At 69.3% G+C, this 21058-nt stretch carries 14 protein-coding genes; 5 read left to right on the forward strand and 9 right to left on the reverse strand.

Translation table 11 applies throughout. The features are described 5' to 3' along the window. Positions 1–44: 44 nt before the first annotated feature. Positions 45–2348 (reverse strand): hypothetical protein, encoded by a 2304-nt coding sequence (locus ABFS34_02220; protein ID MEN8374244.1) that lies wholly within the window; start codon positions 2346–2348, stop codon positions 45–47. Further along, on the reverse strand, positions 2345–2698 hold the full coding sequence (locus tag ABFS34_02225; GenBank protein ID MEN8374245.1) for an HNH endonuclease: 354 nt from the start codon (positions 2696–2698) through the stop codon (positions 2345–2347). The genes ABFS34_02220 and ABFS34_02225 overlap by 4 nt, the downstream gene beginning before the upstream one ends. Before the next feature lie 63 nt (positions 2699–2761). Here ABFS34_02225 and ABFS34_02230 point away from each other — a divergent pair, with 63 nt between their 5' ends. Continuing rightward, a complete protein-coding gene (locus ABFS34_02230; GenBank protein ID MEN8374246.1) occupies positions 2762–3355 on the forward strand; it encodes a CoA pyrophosphatase in 594 nt (197 codons plus the stop codon). Here the strand turns inward: ABFS34_02230 and ABFS34_02235 are convergent. Next, positions 3352–4491: a thiamine pyrophosphate-dependent dehydrogenase E1 component subunit alpha gene (locus ABFS34_02235; protein MEN8374247.1), complete on the reverse strand. Its 1140-nt coding sequence runs from the start codon at positions 4489–4491 to the stop codon at positions 3352–3354. The two genes, ABFS34_02230 and ABFS34_02235, sit on opposite strands and share 4 nt — an antisense overlap. Positions 4492–4636: 145 nt before the next feature. On the opposite strand from ABFS34_02235, the gene ABFS34_02240 reads away from it, so the two are divergent. Next, positions 4637–5266: a hypothetical protein gene (locus ABFS34_02240; GenBank protein MEN8374248.1), complete on the forward strand. Its 630-nt coding sequence runs from the start codon at positions 4637–4639 to the stop codon at positions 5264–5266. A 15-nt stretch (positions 5267–5281) separates the two neighbouring features. Next, a complete protein-coding gene (gene ilvA, locus ABFS34_02245; protein ID MEN8374249.1) occupies positions 5282–6250 on the forward strand; it encodes a threonine ammonia-lyase in 969 nt (322 codons plus the stop codon). Between the two features lie 16 nt (positions 6251–6266). On the opposite strand, the gene ABFS34_02250 is transcribed toward ilvA, so the two are convergent. Both ABFS34_02250 and ABFS34_02255 read right to left on the reverse strand, forming a co-directional pair. Then, positions 6267–7808, reverse strand: coding sequence for a GMC family oxidoreductase N-terminal domain-containing protein (locus tag ABFS34_02250; protein MEN8374250.1), 1542 nt, complete (start codon positions 7806–7808; stop codon positions 6267–6269). Continuing rightward, positions 7805–8383 carry a twin-arginine translocation signal domain-containing protein gene (locus ABFS34_02255; protein MEN8374251.1) on the reverse strand — a complete coding sequence of 193 codons (579 nt, stop codon included), beginning with the start codon at positions 8381–8383 and terminating at the stop codon, positions 7805–7807. Before ABFS34_02255 ends, ABFS34_02250 begins: the two co-directional genes overlap by 4 nt. 145 nt (positions 8384–8528) lie before the next feature. On the opposite strand from ABFS34_02255, the gene ABFS34_02260 reads away from it, so the two are divergent. Together ABFS34_02260 and ABFS34_02265 are read left to right on the forward strand one after the other, a co-directional pair. Further along, on the forward strand, positions 8529–9746 hold the full coding sequence (locus ABFS34_02260; GenBank protein ID MEN8374252.1) for an alcohol dehydrogenase catalytic domain-containing protein: 1218 nt from the start codon (positions 8529–8531) through the stop codon (positions 9744–9746). Beyond that, a complete protein-coding gene (locus tag ABFS34_02265; GenBank protein MEN8374253.1) occupies positions 9676–11049 on the forward strand; it encodes an aminotransferase class I/II-fold pyridoxal phosphate-dependent enzyme in 1374 nt (457 codons plus the stop codon). Before ABFS34_02260 ends, ABFS34_02265 begins: the two co-directional genes overlap by 71 nt. Positions 11050–11138: 89 nt before the next feature. Here ABFS34_02265 and ABFS34_02270 read toward each other — a convergent pair whose 3' ends face one another. The 4 genes from ABFS34_02270 to ABFS34_02285 form a co-directional block, all read right to left on the reverse strand. Further along, positions 11139–12539 carry a GWxTD domain-containing protein gene (locus ABFS34_02270; protein ID MEN8374254.1) on the reverse strand — a complete coding sequence of 467 codons (1401 nt, stop codon included), beginning with the start codon at positions 12537–12539 and terminating at the stop codon, positions 11139–11141. Between the two features lie 143 nt (positions 12540–12682). Further along, a complete protein-coding gene (locus tag ABFS34_02275) occupies positions 12683–13822 on the reverse strand; it encodes a PorV/PorQ family protein (protein MEN8374255.1) in 1140 nt (379 codons plus the stop codon). A gap of 18 nt (positions 13823–13840) precedes the next feature. Next, positions 13841–17548, reverse strand: a complete 3708-nt coding sequence (locus tag ABFS34_02280; protein MEN8374256.1) for a hypothetical protein — start codon at positions 17546–17548, stop codon at positions 13841–13843. A 77-nt stretch (positions 17549–17625) separates the two neighbouring features. Beyond that, positions 17626–20922 (reverse strand): TonB-dependent receptor, encoded by a 3297-nt coding sequence (locus ABFS34_02285; GenBank protein MEN8374257.1) that lies wholly within the window; start codon positions 20920–20922, stop codon positions 17626–17628. Positions 20923–21058 lie beyond the last annotated feature (136 nt).

A 21058-nucleotide genomic window follows, 5' to 3' on the forward strand; every position in this document is an offset into this window, starting at 1 on the left:
CGCGCGTCGACGACGCGCGCTGTCTGGTGGTCTGTTACAGCCCACTAGTTGATCGCCGGCGCCCCGCCGCACGCGTCCGGCGGCTGACTCAAGCGAAAACCGCTGTCCGGGTCGAGCACCCGCAACGCCCGCTCCACGGTCTCGAGCTCTTCGAGCAGGGCCTCCAGTTCCGGGCGGACCTCCTCGGGGACGGGTTCCTCGCGCCACCTCCTACCGTACAGCCTGCGCGCGAGCCACCGGCGGCCCGCGTCCCCCGCCAGCGCCCGGCCCCGCTCCAGAGCGAGTCCCCGCGCGACCGACCGCGCCGCCTGGCGGATGAGCTCGCGTCGCGCGCCGGCGCGGGCGTCGCCGTAGGCCGCGCCAGGCGCCAGGCAGATCCACGCGTCCAGCGCGTCCGCGGCGAGCTCGTAGCCGCGCAGCGCGGTGCGCAGGCGGCGCGGGCCGCGCCGCGCCGCGGCGCCCTCGGGGAAGCGGGCGTCGCGGGGGTCCGCCAGAGCCAGCCTCAAGAGGTCCATGGCGGTATGGGCTCGGCCCGGCCCGAATCCGGACAGGAACCACTCGCGTGTCTCCGCGTACACCGGCGCGATGTCGTCCAGGATCGCTACCAGCGCGCCTCCAGCCTTCCCGCTGACGTCGGGGGGCGGGACCGTGCCGTACCCGGTCAGGACGTCGTCCTGCACGGACGACAGGTACCCGTTCATGCGACCCTCGTGGCCGAGCGCCACGACACTGAACCAGTCGATTCCCCGGGCAAACACTTCGGCGGGTCTCGCCCAGTGGCTGCCGTCGGCAGGCGCGGCGGCGGCGCTGGAGGCTGCAGCCGCGAGCCCGCGCACCGAGGTCGCGAACGAGTCGCCCGCGCCCCGCACGGATCGATCGGTGCCGTAATCGCCCCGGACGTGGTAACGGCGCAGTGCCACCTGCCAGTCCAGGTCGTGCGCGATCTCGTGCGCCAGCGTCCCGGCTCCGGTGAGGGGCGGGAGATAAAGGCGGCGCTCCCCGGGGTCGTGCAGCGCGAGGGGGCCGGTGCGCTCCGCCGCGCCGACGTGGATGCGCAGGCCGTCCAGCCGCAGGGTGGGCATCACGCGCCGCAGGTCGGACACCGCCACGTCGAGGACGGCCAGGTAGTACGGCCTCCACGCCTCGGCCACGCTGGCGTCGAACGTCACGCCGGCGATCCCATGACGCTCGGCCAAGTCAGCCTGCAGAGGCGCCGGCGAGCCCGGGAACCACGGTCGCTCCTGGGCGAACGCTCGCGTGCCGACAGCGGACCACAGAGCGACCGCGTTGCCCACCGGATGGTCCGCGGTGCGGGCGTTGAGCAGTACCAACTCGGCCGCGAGCGCCTCCTCGGTCGTGGCCCGGCTCAGGAACCGCCGCGCGGCCACGCGCCCGTGCGCTCCGAACCCCACGCCGCTGCGCAGAACGGTGGCGTGGGATTCCAGGGCGAGAGAGATCGCCGGGCGCGGTGGCGCGTGGTGACGGTTCGCAAGGGCAGCCAGGCGCGTCGCGGCTGCCGCAGCGAGCAACGGCCTGGAAGACCGCTCTCCGGCAATCCCCCGGGTCGCGCCCGGCCCGGCGAGGTTACGGACGGCGTCCACCAACAGCGCCGCCAGGCGCAGTCCCTCCGACTCCAGCGCGGGCGTGGGGGGCTGGCTGAGCGGCTCCTCCACTCGCGCACCGCCGTCGGCGCGCCAAGCCGGCAGGATCGTCAACGCGGACTCGCCGCTCTCCTCCGCCGCGGCCAGCAACGCCAGGGCGTCTCGTCTGGCCAGCTCCCGGTCCCGCAGAAGCGCCGCCACACGGATGGCGTTGCGGACGGCCGATCGCTTGACGACGCCCTCGGCTCCGGCCAGCGCATAGGCGACACGCACCGCCAGCTCACCCGCGCGAGGATCCTCGGCTTCCCGGATGGTGCGCTCGATCAGCCGGACGTGATCGGACCCGGGCCGCACTTCGCGGCGGCCCATGAGGACCTCGGCTCCGTCCAGCACCCGTGAGTCGATCGCGTAGATCTGTCGGCGCAACGTCCGCTGCAGGATCGACGCCGCCACCGGCCGGCGATCGGCCTCCGTGACGCGCGGATCCGTCAGCGCGAACTCGGCGAGTCGGAATGGCGATCCCAGCCCCAGGCGTGCGCGCTCGAGGTATCCGACGCCGATCAAGCGAGAGTCGGACAGCTGCCCGCCCCGACGCGCCGCGCGCACCCAGCGCGACGCCTTGGCCGCACCAAGGCCCACCTCCGCGGCCGCATCGATCGGGGGACTCGGCGCCTCCTGCGGCCCGCACCCGCCCACGAGTAGGGCCGTGAGGGAGGCCGTAACCCAGCCCTTCCGCGGCGCGCTCATGGCGCCCGCGCTCGCTCGGCGGCGGCGCGCTCGGAGGCGCTTCGGGCGGCCTCGATTACCGCCCTGCGGTGGCGCGGCCAGACCCAGCGAGCGCTGCGAAGGAAGTTCTCACGGGCCATTGCGTCCGACTCCAGGTAAGCCCAGGCCGGTCTGCCGGCCTTGCCCCGATTACAGGTCAGGCAGGCGGTAACGAGGTTGCCGTCGGAGTGATCGCCACCCCTTTGCCGCGGCTCCACGTGGTCCACGCTCAGTTGGCTCTCCTCGTATGGCCGCCCACAGTAGACGCACCGGTAGCCGTCGCGCTCGAAGATCCTGCGCCGTCTTTCCGCCTTCGCGCCGCCGGTAGTCATGATCCGTCCTACACGGCCCGCGGCGAGTTTGCTCCCCGCCGAGGGCTCGGGTAGTCTGGCGCCATGTCGCAGCTTATCGAGGCCCTGCGCGCCACCCTTCAGGACCGGCCCGCGCGGACCGTGCACAGACCGGATGGGACCACAGAGGCCGCCGTGGCGCTGCTGCTGCGAGCTACTCCGTCCCTGGAGCTCCTGCTGATCCATCGCGCCGAGATGGCGGGCGACCCCTGGTCCGGGCACATCGCGTTCCCCGGTGGGAGGCGCGAATCGGCCGACAGCACGCTGCTGGAGACGGCCCTCCGCGAATCGGATGAAGAACTGGGAGCCAACGTGTCCCGACTCGGACGGCCCCTCGGCGCCCTTCACGAAATGGCGCCTTCAGCGCGCCGGTTGCCCTCCATCGTCATCGCCCCCTTCGTGGTCGCGGTGCCACCGGATCTGCGGCTGCGGCCGGATCCGCGCGAGGTGCAGGAGGCCTTCTGGGCCCCCGTGGCCGACCTGAGAGCGGAGGCCTCGGCTACCGAGATCGTCCACGGGACCGGCCCCGAAGCGCGCACGTTCCCGGCCATCCGACACGGGCGACACACGGTCTGGGGGCTGACCCTGGGGGCGCTGTGGGGACTGTTCGACGCGCTCGATGCGGCCGCCGGGGGCTAGAGTGTACCGTTGGAGAAGTCCGTGCGGTGCGCGAGTCCCGGCTGGCGCACGCCGGCGCTGAAGCCGTCGAATTCCGCCGCGGGGCCCTCGGGCATGCGCGCGTCCCTGTTCTCCAACGCACGCTCGGCGGCGCGCGCCACTTCCTGGGTCACCTCTTCCTCGATCGCCTCCAGTCTCTGCCTCGGCACGCCCCGTCCCACGAGCCACTGCTCGTAGAGGCCGATGGGGTCGCGCTTGCCCCACTCGCGGAACAGCTCGGCGGGAAAAGTACGCCGCGCCTCTGCCTCGTCGTGGGTGGCGTGCCCGCCCATGCGGAAGGTGTCGGCCACGATGATCGTCGGGCCTCCTCCCGCGCGTGCGCGGTCGGCGGCCACGCGCGTGGCCGCCAGCACGTCCAGCACGTTGTTGCCGTCCACCCGGTCGCCCGCCATGCCGTACATGCGCGGCCACGCGTCGAAGTCACCGGCGTGGTGCTGATCGACTCGGGTCCCCAGGGCGACCTGGTTGTTCTGGATGATGAACACGGCCGGCACGGCCTGCACCGCCGCCAGGTTGAGCCCCTCGTGAACTGTCGCGGTCTTGGTCGCGCCGTCGCCGATCCACGTCAGCGCCACTCGCGGATCTGCGCGATTGCGGAACGCCAGCGCGACACCGGTCATGACGGGGACCATGTCGCCCACGTGCGAGATCGGCTGCAGCACCCCACTGGCGGCCGATCCCACGTGCAGGTCGCGCCCCCCGTTGGGCCCGTCCGCGGTGCCCAGGTAGCCGGCGAAGAGATCCTCCAGGCGCATGCCCATCTCGTGGCACGCGCCGGCGTTGCGGATCATCGGAGCGACGACATCGCGCTCGCGATCCAGCGCGTGCACGGCGCCCACCGTCACCGCTTCCTCACCCGTCCCCAGCCACGCCTTGGAGATGACGCCGCGCCGCACCCAGCGCTTCAACTCGGTGTCGTGGGTGCGATTGCGCACCATGCCGGCGTACAGGTCCAGGAACTCCTGCGGCTCCAGCGCGGAGATCACGGACCGGCGCGACGGGTTCTCGTCGAGCGCCCGTCCGTACGCCAGGGTCAGCGCGGGATCGGGCTCCCAATCCACGTACTCGGGCGGATCGAAAGGGGGGTATCTGCGCATGGGACAAACCTAGCCTGTGGCGGCGGAATCGGGCCACCCACGGAACCGGGTGAGCGATGGCTCCGTTGCCGCGCGTCGCTCGCGCCCCCACTTTGCCGCTCGCGATCCCGTGCGGATCGCTCCGACGATTCGGCGACCTGCAAGAATGACCACCGACCCTTCCGCGCGCCTCGACGGCACTATCGCGGCTCGGCTTCCGCTCGTGCTGCTGGAGACCGTGCGCGCCATCGATCTGCCCGAGGAGATCCTCGAGAACGAGGATCTCCCCGCCAGCCTGCCACGCCGCTTCGGCTTGAGCGACGTGGTGGCACGGCGCATCACGGGTTACGAGGCAGCGGCCCGAGACGGGAAACGCGTACCGGTGGAGGAGGTGGTCGACCTCTTTCGGCTCGTAATCCGCCGGCCCGACGCACGCAACGTGCTCCGCGAGGCCGGGGTCGCGTTCGCGCGGCGCTCGCTGCCGCGGTTTCGAGTCGGCCCCGGACTGCCGTCCTTTCTCCGACGCATCGCCGCACGGCGCGCGGCGAGGTCCCTGCTGAGGCCGGTGGGCACGCCCGGCGGGCGGTTCAAGGTAGAGCGGCCGTTGGTGGTTCGGTCGCCGTCCCCGTTCACCGCGGCGGCCGACGACCTGGGTACCGGCTGCGCGGTGGTTACTGGCGCCCTGGACGAGCTGGCCAGGACGTATCTGCGGGACCACCAGGGCGTAACCCACGAGCGCTGCGTGAAACGCGGAGACGACGCGTGCGAGTGGGTCGTGAGTTCCGCCGAAGACTGACGGCGGGGAGGCGAAGTGGTCGACCTGGAGGACATCAGAGCCGCTCGCGAGGTGGTCTACGGAGCGCTCGGCCGCACGCCGCTTCTTCGCTCGACCACGCTGGGTGAGCGCGCCGGGGTAGATGCCTACCTGAAGGCGGAGAACCTGCAGCGCACCGGATCCTTCAAGACCCGCGGCGCCACGGTGCGCGTCTCCCACCTGAACGCCGCCGAGCGCGCGCGGGGCCTGGTCGCGGTTTCGGCGGGGAACCATGCGCAAGCCGTCGCCTACGCCGCCAGCGCCGCCGGCGTTCGAGCCACGGTCGTCATGCCCGAAACCGCGCCGCGCGCCAAGGTGGAAGCGAGCCGCGGCTACGGCGCGGAAGTGGTGCTCCACGGCACCGTTTACGACGCCTTCGACAAGGCCGACGAGCTGAGCCGTGAACGCGGCCTCGTCTACGTCCACCCCTTCGACGATCCGCACATCATCGCCGGCCAGGGGTCGGTGGGGCTGGAGATTCTGGAGGACCTGCCGGACGTCGACGCCATCGTGGTGTGCGTCGGCGGCGGCGGCCTCATTGCGGGCATCGCGACCGCCGTGAAGTCTCTGCGCCCCGGAACGCGCGTGATCGGGGTCGAGCCCACGGGCGCCGCGTGCGTGGCCGCCGGCCTGCGCCAGGGCAGCGCCCACTTCCTCGATGCCGTCACCACCATAGCCGACGGGCTCGCCACGCCGACGAGCGGAGACCTCGTGCTCGAGCACCTGCGGGCGTACGTGGACGACATGGTGCTGGTCGACGACGAAGAAATCGTGGAAGGGATGCGCTTCCTGCTTCAGCGGGCGAAGCTGCTCGCGGAGCCCGCGGGCGCCGCCGCGGTCGCGGCGGTGCTCGCCGGCAAGGTCGACCTGCCCCCGGGTGGCAGGGTGGCGGTCACGGTGAGCGGCGGCAACATCGATCTGGGCAGGCTCAGCCAGTACCTCGAGCACGGGCCGCCGGACGCCTAGTGGACTCCCGGCTCGCTCAGGCCCCTTTGGCCCCCTCGCGCTCGTGCATCCCCTCGGCTATGCGCCGGGCGACCGCCATGATGGTGAGCGAGGGATCCTTCGATACGCTGCCCGGCACCGCCGCTCCGTCCGCCACATACAGGCCCCTCAGGCGATGCGACTCGCCGTTGGGGTCCGCGAAGGAGTCCTGGGGGTCCGCGCCGATCGGCGCCGTTCCCAGAAAGTGGCTGCCAGCAGCGAACTGGGCGTTGGGCATGACGGACCGGATGCCGATATTCCGCTCGACCTCGTCCTCTGCGCGCACCACGGTGCCCCACACATCTGGTATCCACACCTCACGCGCGCCGGCCGCCAAAAGGATGCGCGCGGCGTTCCTCATGTAGTCCACGGCCTTGTGGACGTCGACTCCGCGCACGCGGTGCCAGCTGCGCCGGTGGCCGTCGTCGTCCACCCAGATGCGGCCGGGGTTGGTCTCGTCGATGACCGACATCAACGAGCCGAGCTGGCGATACTTGCCGATCCGCTCGCGGTGCGCCGCGCCGATCTCGCTCAGCGTCGCCGCGGTCACCCCCGGCGACTGGTGGTTGCAGAGCATCGTATAGCCGCCGCCCTGATAGCCGCCCGTAGCGTCCGTATGCAGCTCCCGGAACTGGCTCACTTCGTACGCACAGGGGATACCGGTGACGTTGTCGATCTCGCGCCCGAAGTCGCCGTACACGAAATAGTGCGGGTTCATGTAGAGCCGCTTCCCCACCGTGGGATCCTGCACGTTGCGAAGCAGGAATTCGGCTGACCCGATGGCCCCGCCCGCCACCACCACCAGGTCGGCGTCCACGCGGAAGGTTCCGCGCGGCTCGTCGGTGTCCCGACTCAGCAGCGCACCCTCCACGCCCCGCACCCGGCCGCCCTCGACGATCAGCCGATCCGCGCGCGCGTCGCTGTAGACGCGACCGCCCCGGATGGAGACCCGGGGGATCGTGGTGATGAGCTGCGAACTCTTGCGGTTGTAGGCGCAGCCGTACTGCGTCCACCCGCAGCCGATGCAGTCCACCCGCGCGGTGGGAACCGCGCCACCCTCTACGCCCAGTTCCTCGCAACCCTGGCGCACCAGACGGTTGTTCTCGTTGAACAGGCGCTCCTCGCAGATGTGTATGCCGAGGTCCTCCTCGATCGCGTCGAAATGGGGCGCCAGGTCCGCGACCGTCATCCAGTCGATGCCGAGCCCCCTCCACACGTCCAGGCGGTCCGCCGGCGCGCGGAACGAGTCGCCCCAGTAGTGCACCGTACAGCCGCCCACGCATTCGGCGTAGTTCAGGAAGTAGGCGTTGTCCACGGTGGAATCGAGCCCGCGGCGGCCGTTGAAATCGGCCATCGCCTCGTTCTCCCGCTGGCTGAAATCTTCGGCCCGGAAGAACCCTCCCTTCTCCAGCATGACCACGTCCCACCCGCGCTCCGACAGGAAGTCCGCGAGCGTGCCACCGCCGGCTCCGGTGCCGATCACGATCACATCGGCCCGGTCGCGGATCTCACCGGTACGGTGGGTGCCCTGGATGATCACGCGATCTCTCCGAAGTCCACCGGCGGTACCGGGAAGGAGAAGCGCTCGGGCCACGGACCCTCGAAGCCCGTGACGGCCCAGGTCTCCTCGCGCAGATAGGTATTGAAGAAGAGGAAGCCGCGCGTGGCCTGGAACGCCGCCCGGCGCAGGTTGAGGCGGCTCCGCGCCCAATCGAGCAAGTAGGCGCGGCGATCCTCCAGGTTCAGCGACGTGAAACGACGCAGGTGGCCGCTCAGCGGCGTGAGGTGTTCCAGCAGAGTGAGGACCGTCCGCATGTCGGCCCGGATCGGGTCGCCGACCGCGGCCAGGTCCGCGTCGACCGCGCGCGCGACCAGCGCCGGCTCGACCGGGACGTCCACCAGGAGAGCCTCCGCCGCCGCCCGCGCCACGGCGTACTGCTTGGCCGAGAGCGCCCGCAGCCGCGTCCCATCTTGCTGCGCCGCGGGGTACGCCTCCAGCGTGCCCGGGGGCAGCGCTCCGGCGAGCGCGATGGCGGCGCCACCGCCGGCGGTGGCGCGCAGGAAACCACGCCGGTTCATGCCCGTCTCGGCGCCCGGGTCGGGTGGCTGATTCATGCGCGGATGATAGCGTCGGCGCATGGGTGGCGACACCCGTAACACGCTTGTACCGAACCAACTTCGGCGCTAGCTTTGCGCGATTCGTGTCTCCCCCGGCGACGCCCACGGACGGGCGAAAAGCGCCGCGACAACCGAGTGGACGGTGCGCTTGCAGGCGATTCGCTTCCACTACAATCCCCTGCGGTACATCGCTACGCGGATGGTGGCCAAGCGCCGACCGTCCGCGGCCGTGGGGAGCCTGGGCTGTACCCGGCTGGATGACGTGGATCCCCCGGCGCTTCCGGGCCCGGGCTGGGTGCGCGTACGAACCGTCGTAAGCGGAATCTGCGGCAGCGACCTGTCGGCGGTCACCGCGCACGATTCGTTCACGCTGGAGCCCTTCGGCGCGTTCCCGTTCACCTTCGGGCACGAGAACGTCGGCACCGTCGCGGAGGTGGCGGGGGACGTGGGCGACTGGCGCGTCGGGGACCGCGTGGTCGTGAACCCGATGCTCGCGTGCGAGCAGCGCGGGCTCGACCCTTGCGCGGCCTGCCTGCGAGGCGAACGGGGGCTGTGCAGGCGCACGGTGGAAGGCGACCTGGGTGTGGGGCCCATGGCCGGCTACAATCCGGTCGTTGGAGGGGGCTGGGCGGGCTCGTTCGTGGCCCACCGATCGCAGCTCCATGAGGCCGGCGAGCTCGACGACCGCGTGGCGGTCTTGACCGATCCGTTCGCCTCGGCGCTGCGCCCGGTGTTGCTGCACCCGCCGCGTACGGACGACGTCGCGCTCGTGATCGGGGCCGGCACGATCGGCCTCCTGACGATCCGTGCGCTGCGGCTGGTCGGGTACGGGGGCACGATAGCCGCTACGGCTCGCTACGACGCGCAGCGGCGCATGGCTGAAGCCGCCGGCGCGGATGTGCTCCTGCGCGGCGGCGACGACGCGCTGAAGTGGGCCGCGAGCCTCCCCGGCGCGAGGGTGTTCGAGCCGAGCATGGCGCCCGACTTCGTGGAGGGCGGACCGTCGCTCGTGTTCGACACGGTGGGCAGCCAGCGCACCGTCGGCGAGGCGCTGACGCTCACGCGCGAGGGCGGACGCCTGGTGCTGGTGGGTGGCGCCGCCAAGGTGACCGCGGATTGGACGCGGGTGTGGTACCGGCAACTGACGATCGCGGGGGTCATCGCTTACGGCGACGCGCCCTTCCGCGGTCAGAGGAGAGACATATACGACATCGCCCTCGAGCTGATGCGCGAGGGAGGATTGAACGACCTGGACCTGGTCACGCACGAATTCGGCCTGGAGGACTACCGTGACGCCCTCGACACCGCCCTCGACAAGCGCGGACGCGGCTCTATCAAAGTCGTCTTCCGCCCCAATTAGTGGAGCGCTCCACGACTATACGAGCGCTCCGTTTGGCGGGCTGTTTTCGCGCTTTACCGCCGACGACCTGATCCAGGAAGGCTCGCTGCTGGACTGCCCCGGCGCGCGCCGCTGGTTCGAGCGCTTCGAGGTCGGGCTGGTCGATGACATCTACACGTTCCAGTTGCCGCTGGATCGCATGGCGGGGCCCGACTCGGCCGCGCTCGGCGAGCCGATCGTGATGTTCTCCACGTACAGCTACCTGGGGCTCATCGGGCACCCCAGGGTGCAGGTGGCCGTCAAGGAAGCGGTCGACCGGTACGGCACCTCCACCGGCGGAGTCCGGCTCCTGACGGGCACGCTGGCTCTCCACCTGGAGCTGGAGCGAGAACTCGCCGACTTCCTGGGCCAGGAGGCGGCGGCGGTCTACCCGTCGGGCTACGACGCCAACGTGGCCTCCATTACCTCTCTCTTCGCGTCGGAAGACATCGCGCTGCTCGACCAGTACGCGCACGCCAGCATCGTGGAGGGAGTGCGCACCGCCGGCGCGGAGTTGCGCCGCTTCCGCCACAACGACATGGGGGACCTGGAGCGGCGACTCCGGCAGGCCCGCAACCGGGGCTACAAGCGCATTCTGATCGCGGTGGACGGGGTGTTCAGCATGGACGGCGACCAGGCACCCATAGCGGAGCTCATCCGGCTGAAGCGGGAGTACGGCGCGTTCCTGCTGGTGGACGAGGCGCACAGCCTGGGCGCCGTGGGCGAGACCGGGCGGGGCGTGTGCGAGGCGCAGGGAGTGGACCCGCGCGGCGTGGACATCCACACCGGCTCGCTCTCCAAGGGCGTGCCGTCCTCGGGCGGTTTCGCGGCGGGGAGCGAGTTGCTCAAGATCTACCTACAGCACGGTTCCAACCCCTACATCTTCTCGGCCGCGCTCACGCCGGCCAATTCCGCGGCGTGCCTCGAGGCCATCCGCGTGCTGCTCGAAGAGCCCGAGCACATGGAGCGCCTGCGCGAGAACACCCGCCTCCTGGACGAGGGGCTCCAGCGTCTGGGCCTGAACCCGGGGACCGCCGAATCGCCGGTCATCCCGATCATGCTGGGCCCGGATCGGCGCGCCTTCCTGTGGTCCAAGTGGCTGCTGGAAGACCACGGCGTGTTCACCTCCTCGGTGGTCTTCCCCGCCGTATCGCCGGGCCAGGCCCGTTTGCGAATATGCGCAACAGCGGCGCACCGGCCCGAGCACTTCGAGAGGCTGTTCGCGGGCCTGGAGGCCTGCCTGAAGCGGGAAGAGGCGGAAGCGGGCGAGGCCGAGGCCGGGTAGGAACGAGCCGGACCCCAACCGATGCGAAAAACGCGGCGGACCCGAAGGTCTGCCGCGTTCTTCCATAAGAGCTGCAGCGCGACGCCGAACTAGCGGTTGCGGCCGGACCCCATGCTGAGGATCAACTCGATCGTCTGCTGGTCGAAGTAGCGCTGCCAGCCAGTCTCGGTGAACTCCTCCGGATGCGTGGCATAGACCTGGTGGAAGTTGCCCCAGCCGGTCTGGTCGTAGAAAACGAACACGTCGTTCCTGCTCCCGGCGTACCGCCACACTTCGTACATCCGCTCTCCGGTGCGCACCCGAAGGCCCTCTCCAACTGGGCCCGTCGTGGGCCGCGTAAACCGCTCGAAAGGCGCGCCCTGCATGACCCACACGCGACCACGAGCCGTCGCCCAGCCCTCGCCCGGATTGCCCGCGAAGTCGAACTCGCGGTTGGCGTACTCGACGCGGTCCATGTACTCCTGGTACGCCTCGTTGGGGTCCCCCGCGATCGGGTCGCGCCGGCTCCAGAATTCCTCCATGAAGCGCCGCTTGCCCTCCGCGGAGAGACCCTTGAACATGCGCCGCTCCCTGGGCGTGGCGATGTAGTCGACCTTGAGGTAGAGCGAGTCGAGCTGGGCTTCGGAGTGGCTCGGGAACAAGTCGGTCCTCGCCGGCCCGACCGCCGCCACCCGCGGCGCGCTCAGCTCAAACCGCTGGTACGCGGTGACGGCGGTGTCCGGGAAGGCCACCCGCACGCCGACCCGATACGGACCCGGCGCGAGTCCCTCGACCGGCACCCGCACCAGCTCCAGGCCACCTCCGGGCGGGTAGCGCTTCTGCACGGGCGGCGCCTCCTGCTGGAGGTCGGGCGTCTCCTCCGCCGCGAGCAGGATCTGCACGTCGGCCACGTCCTCGCCCTCGGCCGTCTGGGGCGGGTAGACCTCCGTGTACACCTGCACCAACGCGCCGTCCGCCGGCAGCGTCCCGGTCAGGTTCGGCGCGATCGCGAGCCCGTGCCTCAGTAGCGACCCGGCGGGCGCCTCCCCGCCTTCCGGAACCCGATCGATCGAGTGGGCCAGCAAGAGGTCGCCGATCAGCGGCCGCTCCCCCGTCGCGTCTATCACCTCCTCGAGGCGCGTCGATTGGCCCGAGACCGAGTCTCGCACCTCGACCGCCAGGCGGTACTCTCCCGGCTTCAGATCGAAGCTCATGTTCTCGACCGCCTGAGAGCTGGAGGGGACCTCGCCCATGCCCACGCGGACGCGATTACCCCAGTCCTCCTGAACCAGGACGTTGCCACTGGCGTCCAGGATGGTCAGTCCGATCTCGTAACGGGCCACGCGGCTGCGTTCCTCCGCGTCTTCAGCGTACGTCAGTTCGGCGAGCGGCACGGAAACGAAACAAACCACGTTGGTGATGTCCGGCGCCCGCCAGTAGCGATAGACGTGGAGTTGAGCCGTGGTGTCGGCGGGCGGCGCCAGCAGCAGCGCCGACAGCAATGCAATCATGAATCCTCCTGAAAGAAACGCTTTCCGCTCGGAGGTGGCGGCGGCGGAAGCGCGAGCGGCCCGCTCCCGGAGGAACGGGCCGCTGCTCTTACATCAGGACCGGCGCAGCTCCGCTGCAGCGATGATCCGCCGGCGACGTGTCCTCAGAAGTTGATAGACACGCTGAACATATTGGTTCCCTCGAGCAGCCCGAGGTGCCGGTAAGCGTAGTCCAGCGAAAAGCCGAACGACTCGGGATCGGACGGCCGCCAGGAGATTCCACCTCCCCCAGCGAGTCCGTCGGCGCCGTCGTCGTCGAGTGACAGCGAGGTGCCGACCGTGGTCTCGTCGAAGCTGCGATCGGGCTCGTACGTGTATCCGCCGCGCAGCGCCGCCGAGAAGCCCGGCACGCCTTCCGGCATGATCGTGTACTCGGCGCCGAACGCCGCCGACGTGTTGTTCTGCTGCGGCTGCCAGAACTCACCGGACAGCATCAGCCGGTTCGAGGCAGTCGACACGGCGTCGTATGCCAGGCCCACCTTGAACATGACAGGCAGGGGGAAAGGCTGCGTCCGCAACTCGGCGCGGTCCTGCCGGTTGGGCTCGTTCGGGTCCGGGTTCTGGACGGTGATTTCCAGGTCCGAGCCGGACTGTTCGATCTCCCCACCCAGATTCAGGATCGCGAAGCTGGCCCTCAGCATCCGGTCCGAAACCGTGGTGTGGAAGTTCGTGCCCAGATCCACCGCCAACGTGGAGCCATCGGTGTCCGCCAGGCTCTCCTGGACGAACTTCCCGGTGGCGCCGAACGAGAAGCGATCGGTCACGTTGAAGGCCGCCGTCAGCCCGCCCACGAACATGCTGTTCGAGAACGTGGAGCCGGTGCCTTCGGGCTGAGCGACGGTGGTCTCGAGGCCATCCTCGAAGCTGAAGCCGCCGACCTGGAAGCCGATGACCCAGTCTCCCCCGCTCAAGGGGAAGGTCACGCCGCCCCACGAATAGCTAGTGTCGAGCACGTAGTCGTAGAACGAGAAATGCGCGTTGACCTTGTCGGACGCGAACCCGGCGTTGGCCGGATTCCAGTACAGCGACGTCGCGTCATCCGCGAACGCCGAGGCCGCCTGACCCATGGCCGCGGCGCGAGCACCGACCGGCACGAGCAGGAACTCGCCCGCGCGCGTTCCGAACGCGATCTGGTCGATGCTCGCATTGGGATCGGCGCTGTCCTGGCCCACCACCTCCCCGCCCGTGAGGGCGAGGAGGGTGGCCACCGTAAACGCCGAAGTCAGAAACTTTCCTCTATGCATTGTGTCGTCTCCCCGGCGTCAGTTGTTGGGCGCCTGAATGATGGTCATCCGGCCGAGCTTCTCGGCGCCGGTCGGCGTGCTGACGTGATAGAAGTACACGCCGCTCGCCACGAACTGGTTGTTCCGGTTGCGGAGATCCCAGTTCGCCGTCCCGCCCCCGGCGGGATCCTCGTGCATGATCGCATCGACCAGCACGCCGGAAAGCGTGAAGATCCGGATCGTGGCCTGCGTGGGCAGGTTCACGAACAGGATCTTGCGATCCGAGGAAGCCTGCTGCAGCGCCGACGATCCCCGGAACGGGTTCGGCACCGTGTGCACGTCCTCCAGCGAGGCGCTGGCCACGTCGAAGGTCTCCGGCGAGCTCACGGTTACGGCGGCGCGTAGCCCCGGAATGGGGGGCGGGCGCGGCGACTCCAGGAACGAGTAGGCGCTCGTCGTGGAGTCCTGAACCACCGTGCCAGAGTATGTGCGCAGCTTCCACACGTCACCGGCGGCCGGCAGCGTCGAGGTCTCGAAGAGCCACGCCTCCCCGGCGACGAACATGCCGAAGCCCTGCGTGTCGGCCACGTCCACCACCTCACAGAACTGACCACAGCTCTGTGAGCCAGGTGGCACCGTTGCCATGGGCCCGATCACCGCGGTCTGGCTGAAGGAACCCGCCACGCCAGCGACAGGCAGCCAGGTAGCCAGCGGCTCGATGCTCCAGAAGTCGCCGGCGGACAGGATGTTGTCCTCGTTGACGTTGTTCAGAACGCCCCAACTCGCGGCCATGTTGGCCGAGAACGGAATGTCCACGTTGTGCGTCAGGTCCCGCACGCCGGCGACCGTGCCGCCCGCGCCCCATGTGACCTCGATGTCCGCGGCGCGCCACAGACCGCTCTGGGTGTAGACGCCCAGCCAGCGCATCGATACGTCCTGATCATACTGGCTCGGCAAGCTCCAGATGGTCACGCCCGGGAGCGAGCCGGTGGCGTTGCCCAGCGTCGGGTCCGCCGCAGGCGCGTCGCCCGTGAACCAACGCGAGCCGCCTTCCGGGCCGACCACGTGCGAGCGGTTCGACGCAACCGTCTCGGACTGCGACATCAAGTGCGTCGGGCCGTAGGTGATGTTTCCGCCCAGGGAGCCGACGAAGATCGACGGATCCACGCCCTGCGCGTTCGCAGCCGCGGCGTCCGCGAGGACGGACACCGGCGATATGTCCTGAGAGATGGTGCCGATGCAACCGAACAGGCCAAACGGCTCCTTGACCTCCTGCGGAATCTCCGTCGCCGTCCCGTCCGGCGCCGTGGCCGTCAGGTAGTACACCGTGGAAGTGCCCAGACAGTTTGGAGTAGCAGGCTGAACCCCCCCGCCAGCGCCGACGGCTGAAACCACCGAGTCGATCCGGATCTCGTAGTCACCCGCCTGCACCAGCGCGGGCTGCGGCAGGTTGACCAGCGCCGCGAAGGAGTTGGTCGGCGGAGCTGCGCCACCGAATACTCCCGTGGTCGCGTCGATCGCGGGCATGCCGCCCGTGGGATCCAGAACGTTGCCATCACCGTCGAACAGCACCGGATCCCCGATCACGGCCGCGGTCCTGCCGGCCGCCGTGCTGCGCGGGGTCGCCGCCGCGCCACCCGCGGCCTGCGAAGCCACCGACAGGCGCCGGCCCGACTCGAGCGAGCTGCCGCCCGGGGCGAACGGCGTATTGATGTCGAAGGACGTAACGGCGTAGAAGTACGTCACGCCGTTGAGCAGCCCCGGGCCGTTGGCGGCGTCGGGGAAGCGCCCGCCGCGATCCACCAGCGTGAACTGCAGGCCGGTGTCCGTAGAGCACGCGACAGCCTCCTGCCCCGCCAACTCGGGCTGGAGCGGCACGCAGAAGTCGGCCGTGTCGGTGCGGACCGCCAGGAACGAGCTGTCCACCACCTGCACGCTGTCGGTGGTCACGATCTGCGCGCCGACGCCGTCCTTCAGGTCGAACTGCGCGATCTGCGTCCAGGGGTCGGCCGCCCGCACCTTGCGGTACACGCGGAAGCCCTGGAAGTCGAACTCGTTGAAGTCCGTGATCGAGAAGTTCTCGGCGATGTCCGCGAACGGGTCGCGGGCGTTCACTGGGTCGGCGCCCCAGGTGATGAAGTTCTGCTGATCACCAGGGATCGCCGTGACCACCGGGGCCGGCGGCGGGCTGGGCAGCAGGAAGTTGTTCTTGAACAGGTTGTTCGCGTCCAGAACCTGCTTGAACAGCGACGGGTACGCGGTCGTCTCGACGCCGCGGCCCATGATCTTCTCGATGATCCGACTGGTGTCGCCCGGCAGTCCGTGCGGCACCAGTGTGCCCGGCGTGAAGCCCGGCACGTTCAGCACCGGAGCGCCACCGACCAGACCCACGACGACCTCGACGCTGTCGCCGGGCGCCAGGTCGAACGGACCCGTCGCGTGGAAGTAACGCGTGTCCGCGGGGGCCGGCTGATCCACGAACCCGAAGCCCGCCGGGGCGCCCACGATCTGGGACAACTCGGAGGCGTTCAGGTTCCCGGAGTAGTAGCGCCACGACTGCGCCGCGTCGGTCGGGTCGGGGAAGACCCCGCCGCGGGTGGTGTTGGAGCCGAAGCTCTGGCCGATCTCGTGGATGCGCAGGCTGTCCTGCGCGGCCACGTCTCCGAACGCGGCGAGCTCGCGCAGCTCGGCGAGCGTCTCCTGCTCGATCGGCGGCACGATGATGAACGTCGTGTCGGCCACGTTGGTCGTGACCGTCTGCACGACGATCGTGTCGCCCGTGTTGTTATGGGGCGAGCGCAGGAACGTCGTACCCACGAAGCCGGGCACCGAGCAGAACCCGCACTGGGCGTACGGCTCGAAGTCGGTCGCGTCGAAGTCGCCCAGCCAGATCGTGCCAATGTTGAGGGCCGTTTCGTCGTCCAGGAACGGCACGAAGCTGCCCCAGTTCTGGTCCAGGTCGTTGCCCGACACGTCGGCGTCGTGGCCGACCGCCAGGTAGAAGTCCTCCAGCGTCCACCCGCCGGCCGGCACGGCCAGCGCGGGGTTGGCGCTCTGGAAGAGCGGGGTGTCGGAGATGTTCTTGATCTTGAAGATGAAGAACAGCATGTCCCTGAAGCCTTCGAGCGTGAAGGTCAAGGTGTGCTGCACGATCTCGACCCCCATGGGGTGCCCGCCCGGCACCGTGAAGGACGGGTTGCCGTCCCAGTAGCGGGCGCACGTGTCGAGCTGCGACAGCGACTTCACAAGCTCGCCCGTCTGCGGGTTCGCAAGCAGACAGGTGTCCGGCCAGTTGTCCAGGTCGTCCGACACGTCCGAGTGGAAGATCCCGTCCAGCGGCCCGCACTGCGCGTTGGTCGCGCTCACGTTGAAGCAATGCGCGGCCACGAAGCCGTTGGGATCGAGCGGATCGCGCGCGGCGAACTGCAGGCCGGCGAGGAACACGTACTGGTTGGTCGTGCCGATCGGCCAGAAGCCGCCGCCACCCGTGGTGCTACCGAAGGTGTTGACGCAGATGCTCCCGTCGCTCCGGAGCCCGCACAGCCAGTTGTTGACGTTGAGGGTAAGGTCCGCGTCTCCGGACCCACCCAGGTTGACGTTGCTCACGTCGAACGCGCTCCGGCCGGCCTCCCACTCCTGAAACTTCTGGAGGCCAGTCTGGGCCTGGAGCGCGCCGGCCCAGAGCGCCGCGACGCCAAAGGCCACGGCGAGCGGGGCAAATCGATTCCGGCGCAAAGTTCTCTTCAACGGATTCCTCCCGTTGTGGCTCGGAGTGGGCGCGGAGTAGCCGCGCCCACCCGTGCGAGTGTCGTCAAAGTCCAAGGCTAGAACTCCCATTCCAGGCCCAAGCGGATCTGCCGCGGCTGGCCGAACTGCTGGCCGTACACGATGTTCGTCTGGTTCGCGTCCGTCCCCGAATTCAGGAACGACAACGCCGAGCTGAGCTGCTGCTCGTCGACCGACAGCACGCCGTCTCCATTGCCGAAGAACACGTCCCGGCGGCGCAACTGCTCGCGCTGCAGGTCGGTAAGCGCGCTCCCCAGGAGCGTGGCGGTCGGGTCCGTGTAAGCGACTTCCTCACCGAACACGCGCTGCGTGCCCGACGTCCGGTTGGACAGGAAGTTCGCGCCCGGGTTGAGCACGTCGCCCGTCAAGCTCCACACGTCGTTCGGGTTCTTGAAGTTCGCGATGTTGCGGACGTCGACGTAGGCCCGCACGCGCATGTCCCTGGGCAGCTCGAAGGCCTTGCCGACGCTGGCGTTGAGCAGGAACGTCCACGGCAGGCGCGACCCGTTGACCTCCTCGTTGAAGACCGGGTCCGGCCCCAGAATGCTGGCCGTCGCGCCGGGCGTGGTCGACGAGGTGTACGGCAGCCCCGAGCGGGCCGAGAGCGCGCCGTTCAGCGTGACGTTGCGCAGAACCTTGTTGAGGCCGCTGCGCTCCTCCAGGAAGTCGTCCGGCATCGTCATGACCAGCGAACCCGTGAACGTGTGGGTCCGGTCGAAATCGGCCGGCAACGCCGCCTGCGGCGGAACGAACGGCTGACCAGTCACCGGATTCGCCTGGCGTCCGATGGTGCGCAGGAAGTTGGTCGGGTCGGAGCCCGTGGTGCGCGTGGTCAGGAAGCTGTAGTTCACCTGCGCGAAGAGCAGGTCCGTCCAGCGCCGGCTCAGGCGCGCGTCCATGCCGCGCACGTAGCCGAAGTCGCCGTTGGTCAGGAAGGCGACCGTCTTGGCGCCGCCCTGGCCCGGAATCACCAACTGCGCCTGGCGGAACGCTATGTCACCCTGCTTCTCGCGCGTGTAGCCGGAGATGTCCACGACGGTCAGCGGATCGAACGAGTGCGTGAAGCCGAACTCGTAGCCGATCGTGCGCCCGAACTCGATGGGCCGCCCGAAGATGTTGTTCGGGTTGGTCTTGGACAGGTCGTTGGTGATGCCGCCGAACAGGAAGTTGAGCGGGGGCGCCTGCGTGAAGTGCCCGTAGCTCAGCCTGAACTGGGTGTTCTCGGTGACCGGGAACCCTACCCCCAGGCGCGGGCTGAACTGCCACACCGTGGCCTGCTCGATGAACTCCGGCTCGACGAGCCCCAACTCGGGGTCCTGGGCCGCGATCGTGAAGCCCGGGATCGCCGGGTACACGACGTCGCTGTCGAACATGTCGACGCGGCCGCCTATCTCCAGCACGATGTCGCCGATGTCGATGCGGTCCTTGGCGTAGAAGCCCGCGATGACAGGCGAGGCGGCGTACACGTTCTGGAACGTCGGGCTGGTGTTGCTGACGCCGCTCTGCGCGGTGCCGAACGAGCTGCCCGAGCCGATGTTCTCGATGTCCTTCCAGTAGACCTCTCCGCCGATGCCGACGCGGTTGTGGCGGTTGTACTGCCAGTCCAGGTCGGCACGCACGGACAGCGTCTGCTCCCTGCGGAGGCCGAAGGGCGAGAAGCCCTGGCCGAAGAAGTCGTTGATGCCGAACGGATTGTCCGCTCCGCCACCCGCCGTCTGGAAGAGGGCGCCCTCTTCCAGCGTGAAGTTCTCGCCCGTGGCCGGGTTGACGATGGTCTCGAAGGGCGTCAGGAAGCCGAGCGACGGGTTTTCCTGGATCTCGTCGAAGCGCTCGAACCAGGCGTCCGTGGTAAAGCTGTCCTCGAACGGGAACGTGAAGTCGTCGAACGTGAAGCCGAAGAAATCGCCTCCCTGCTCGAACTTTTCGCCCTGGATGATCGCCAGAGTGTCGGCTAGGGTCTCGCCGAGCATGCCGCGCATGAACTCGTCCTCGCCGTAGCCGACGTTGACGCGCAGCGTGGCGCTGGACTCCGAGGTCTGGAAGAGCAGGTGCTCGATGCCCCCCCTGATCAAGTAGCTCTTGTCGCGGCGACCCAGCATCGCCTGCGGCCGGAATGCGTACCGCGGCGAAAAGAACCGGCGCTGGTTGCGCGCCAGCGTCACGCCCGCGTTGTAGCGCGTCCCCGCGCCCGTGCCGCCGCGCAGCGTCAGGTTCAGGTTGTACTCGTCGCCGTTGTTCCAGGGTAGCTTGGCGCCGATGTCATCTCCGGAGCAAGAGGCCCCGGACGGCGTGCCGTTCGAGCAGATCTCCGCGAAATTGTTGACGATGGTGCCGTCGTCGAGCGTCGTCTGCGTGCCCGTCGGCGCGAAGAACCGATCCGGCTGCGCGCCGATCGTCAGGTTGTCGAAGTCGGCGAACGTCAGCGTCCCGGGGGAATCGCCCAGGCGGGTCGGCCGGGCGTCCTCCTGGCCGACAGCTACGCCGGACAGCGAGAAGCCCAGGTACTCGCCGAAGATCGGCCCGGCCACGCTCGCCTCCAGGCGCGTGTAACCATAGCTGTTCTCGATCTCGACCTGGTCGGTCTCGAGGGCGATGGAGCCGCTGAACGCGGTGCCGCCGCCCTTCGAGATCAGGTTGATCACGCCGGACTGGGCCTGACCGAACTCGGCGCCGAAGCCGCCGAGCAGCACGTCGGCCTCTTCCACCGCGTTGGTCTGAAGCGTGATCTCGCTCTGCGAGCCCGCGTTGAAGTTGCGCACCAGGACGCCGTCGATGAAGACCGCGGCCTCGCCGGGGCGCCCGCCGCGGATCACCTGACCCAGGCGGCTGCCGGTGTCGACGACGCCCGGCTGCAGGGCGATGACGGCGCGCACGTTGTCCAGCGGAACGGCGTCGAAAACCTCCGACGTGATGATCGCCTTGGACAGCGTCTGGTCACGCGGCACGAGCGGGTTGGTCTCACCTTGGACGGTGATCCCCTCGATCTGTACCGCCTGCTGCGACAGCCCGAAGTCCACGATCGCTGACTGGCCGGCCAGCACGCGCTGACCGGTCACGGTCACCGTGCCGTAGCCGATGAACTGTGCCCGGATGTCGTGAACGCCGGCCGGTACGTTGTTGACGAAGTAGTAGCCTTCCGCGTTGGCGATGTTGCCCAGCGTGGTTCCGACCACGGTAATCTGGGCACCCGCCAACGGTGCGCCGGATTCCGCGTCGCGGACGTGGCCTTCGAGCTTCCCTTGCGTCGCCTGGGCGAGCAGGGAAGTCGAGGCCGCCGCAAACGCGACTCCGACGAGGAAAGCCGTTAGACCGGCGCGCCTCACCGAAACGTGCATAGAGTGCCTCCTGCGGGGTGGATGCAGGCCTCACGCGCGCAGGCGCGCGGGAGCCTGTTGAAACTGACGGCCATCGTCATGGACCGTATGATCGATCGACTGTGTATACCGCGCGGCGGATTTTCGGCCGCAAGCG

Source organism: Gemmatimonadota bacterium, from assembly GCA_039715185.1.
GTDB lineage: Bacteria > Gemmatimonadota > Gemmatimonadetes > Longimicrobiales > RSA9 > DATHRK01.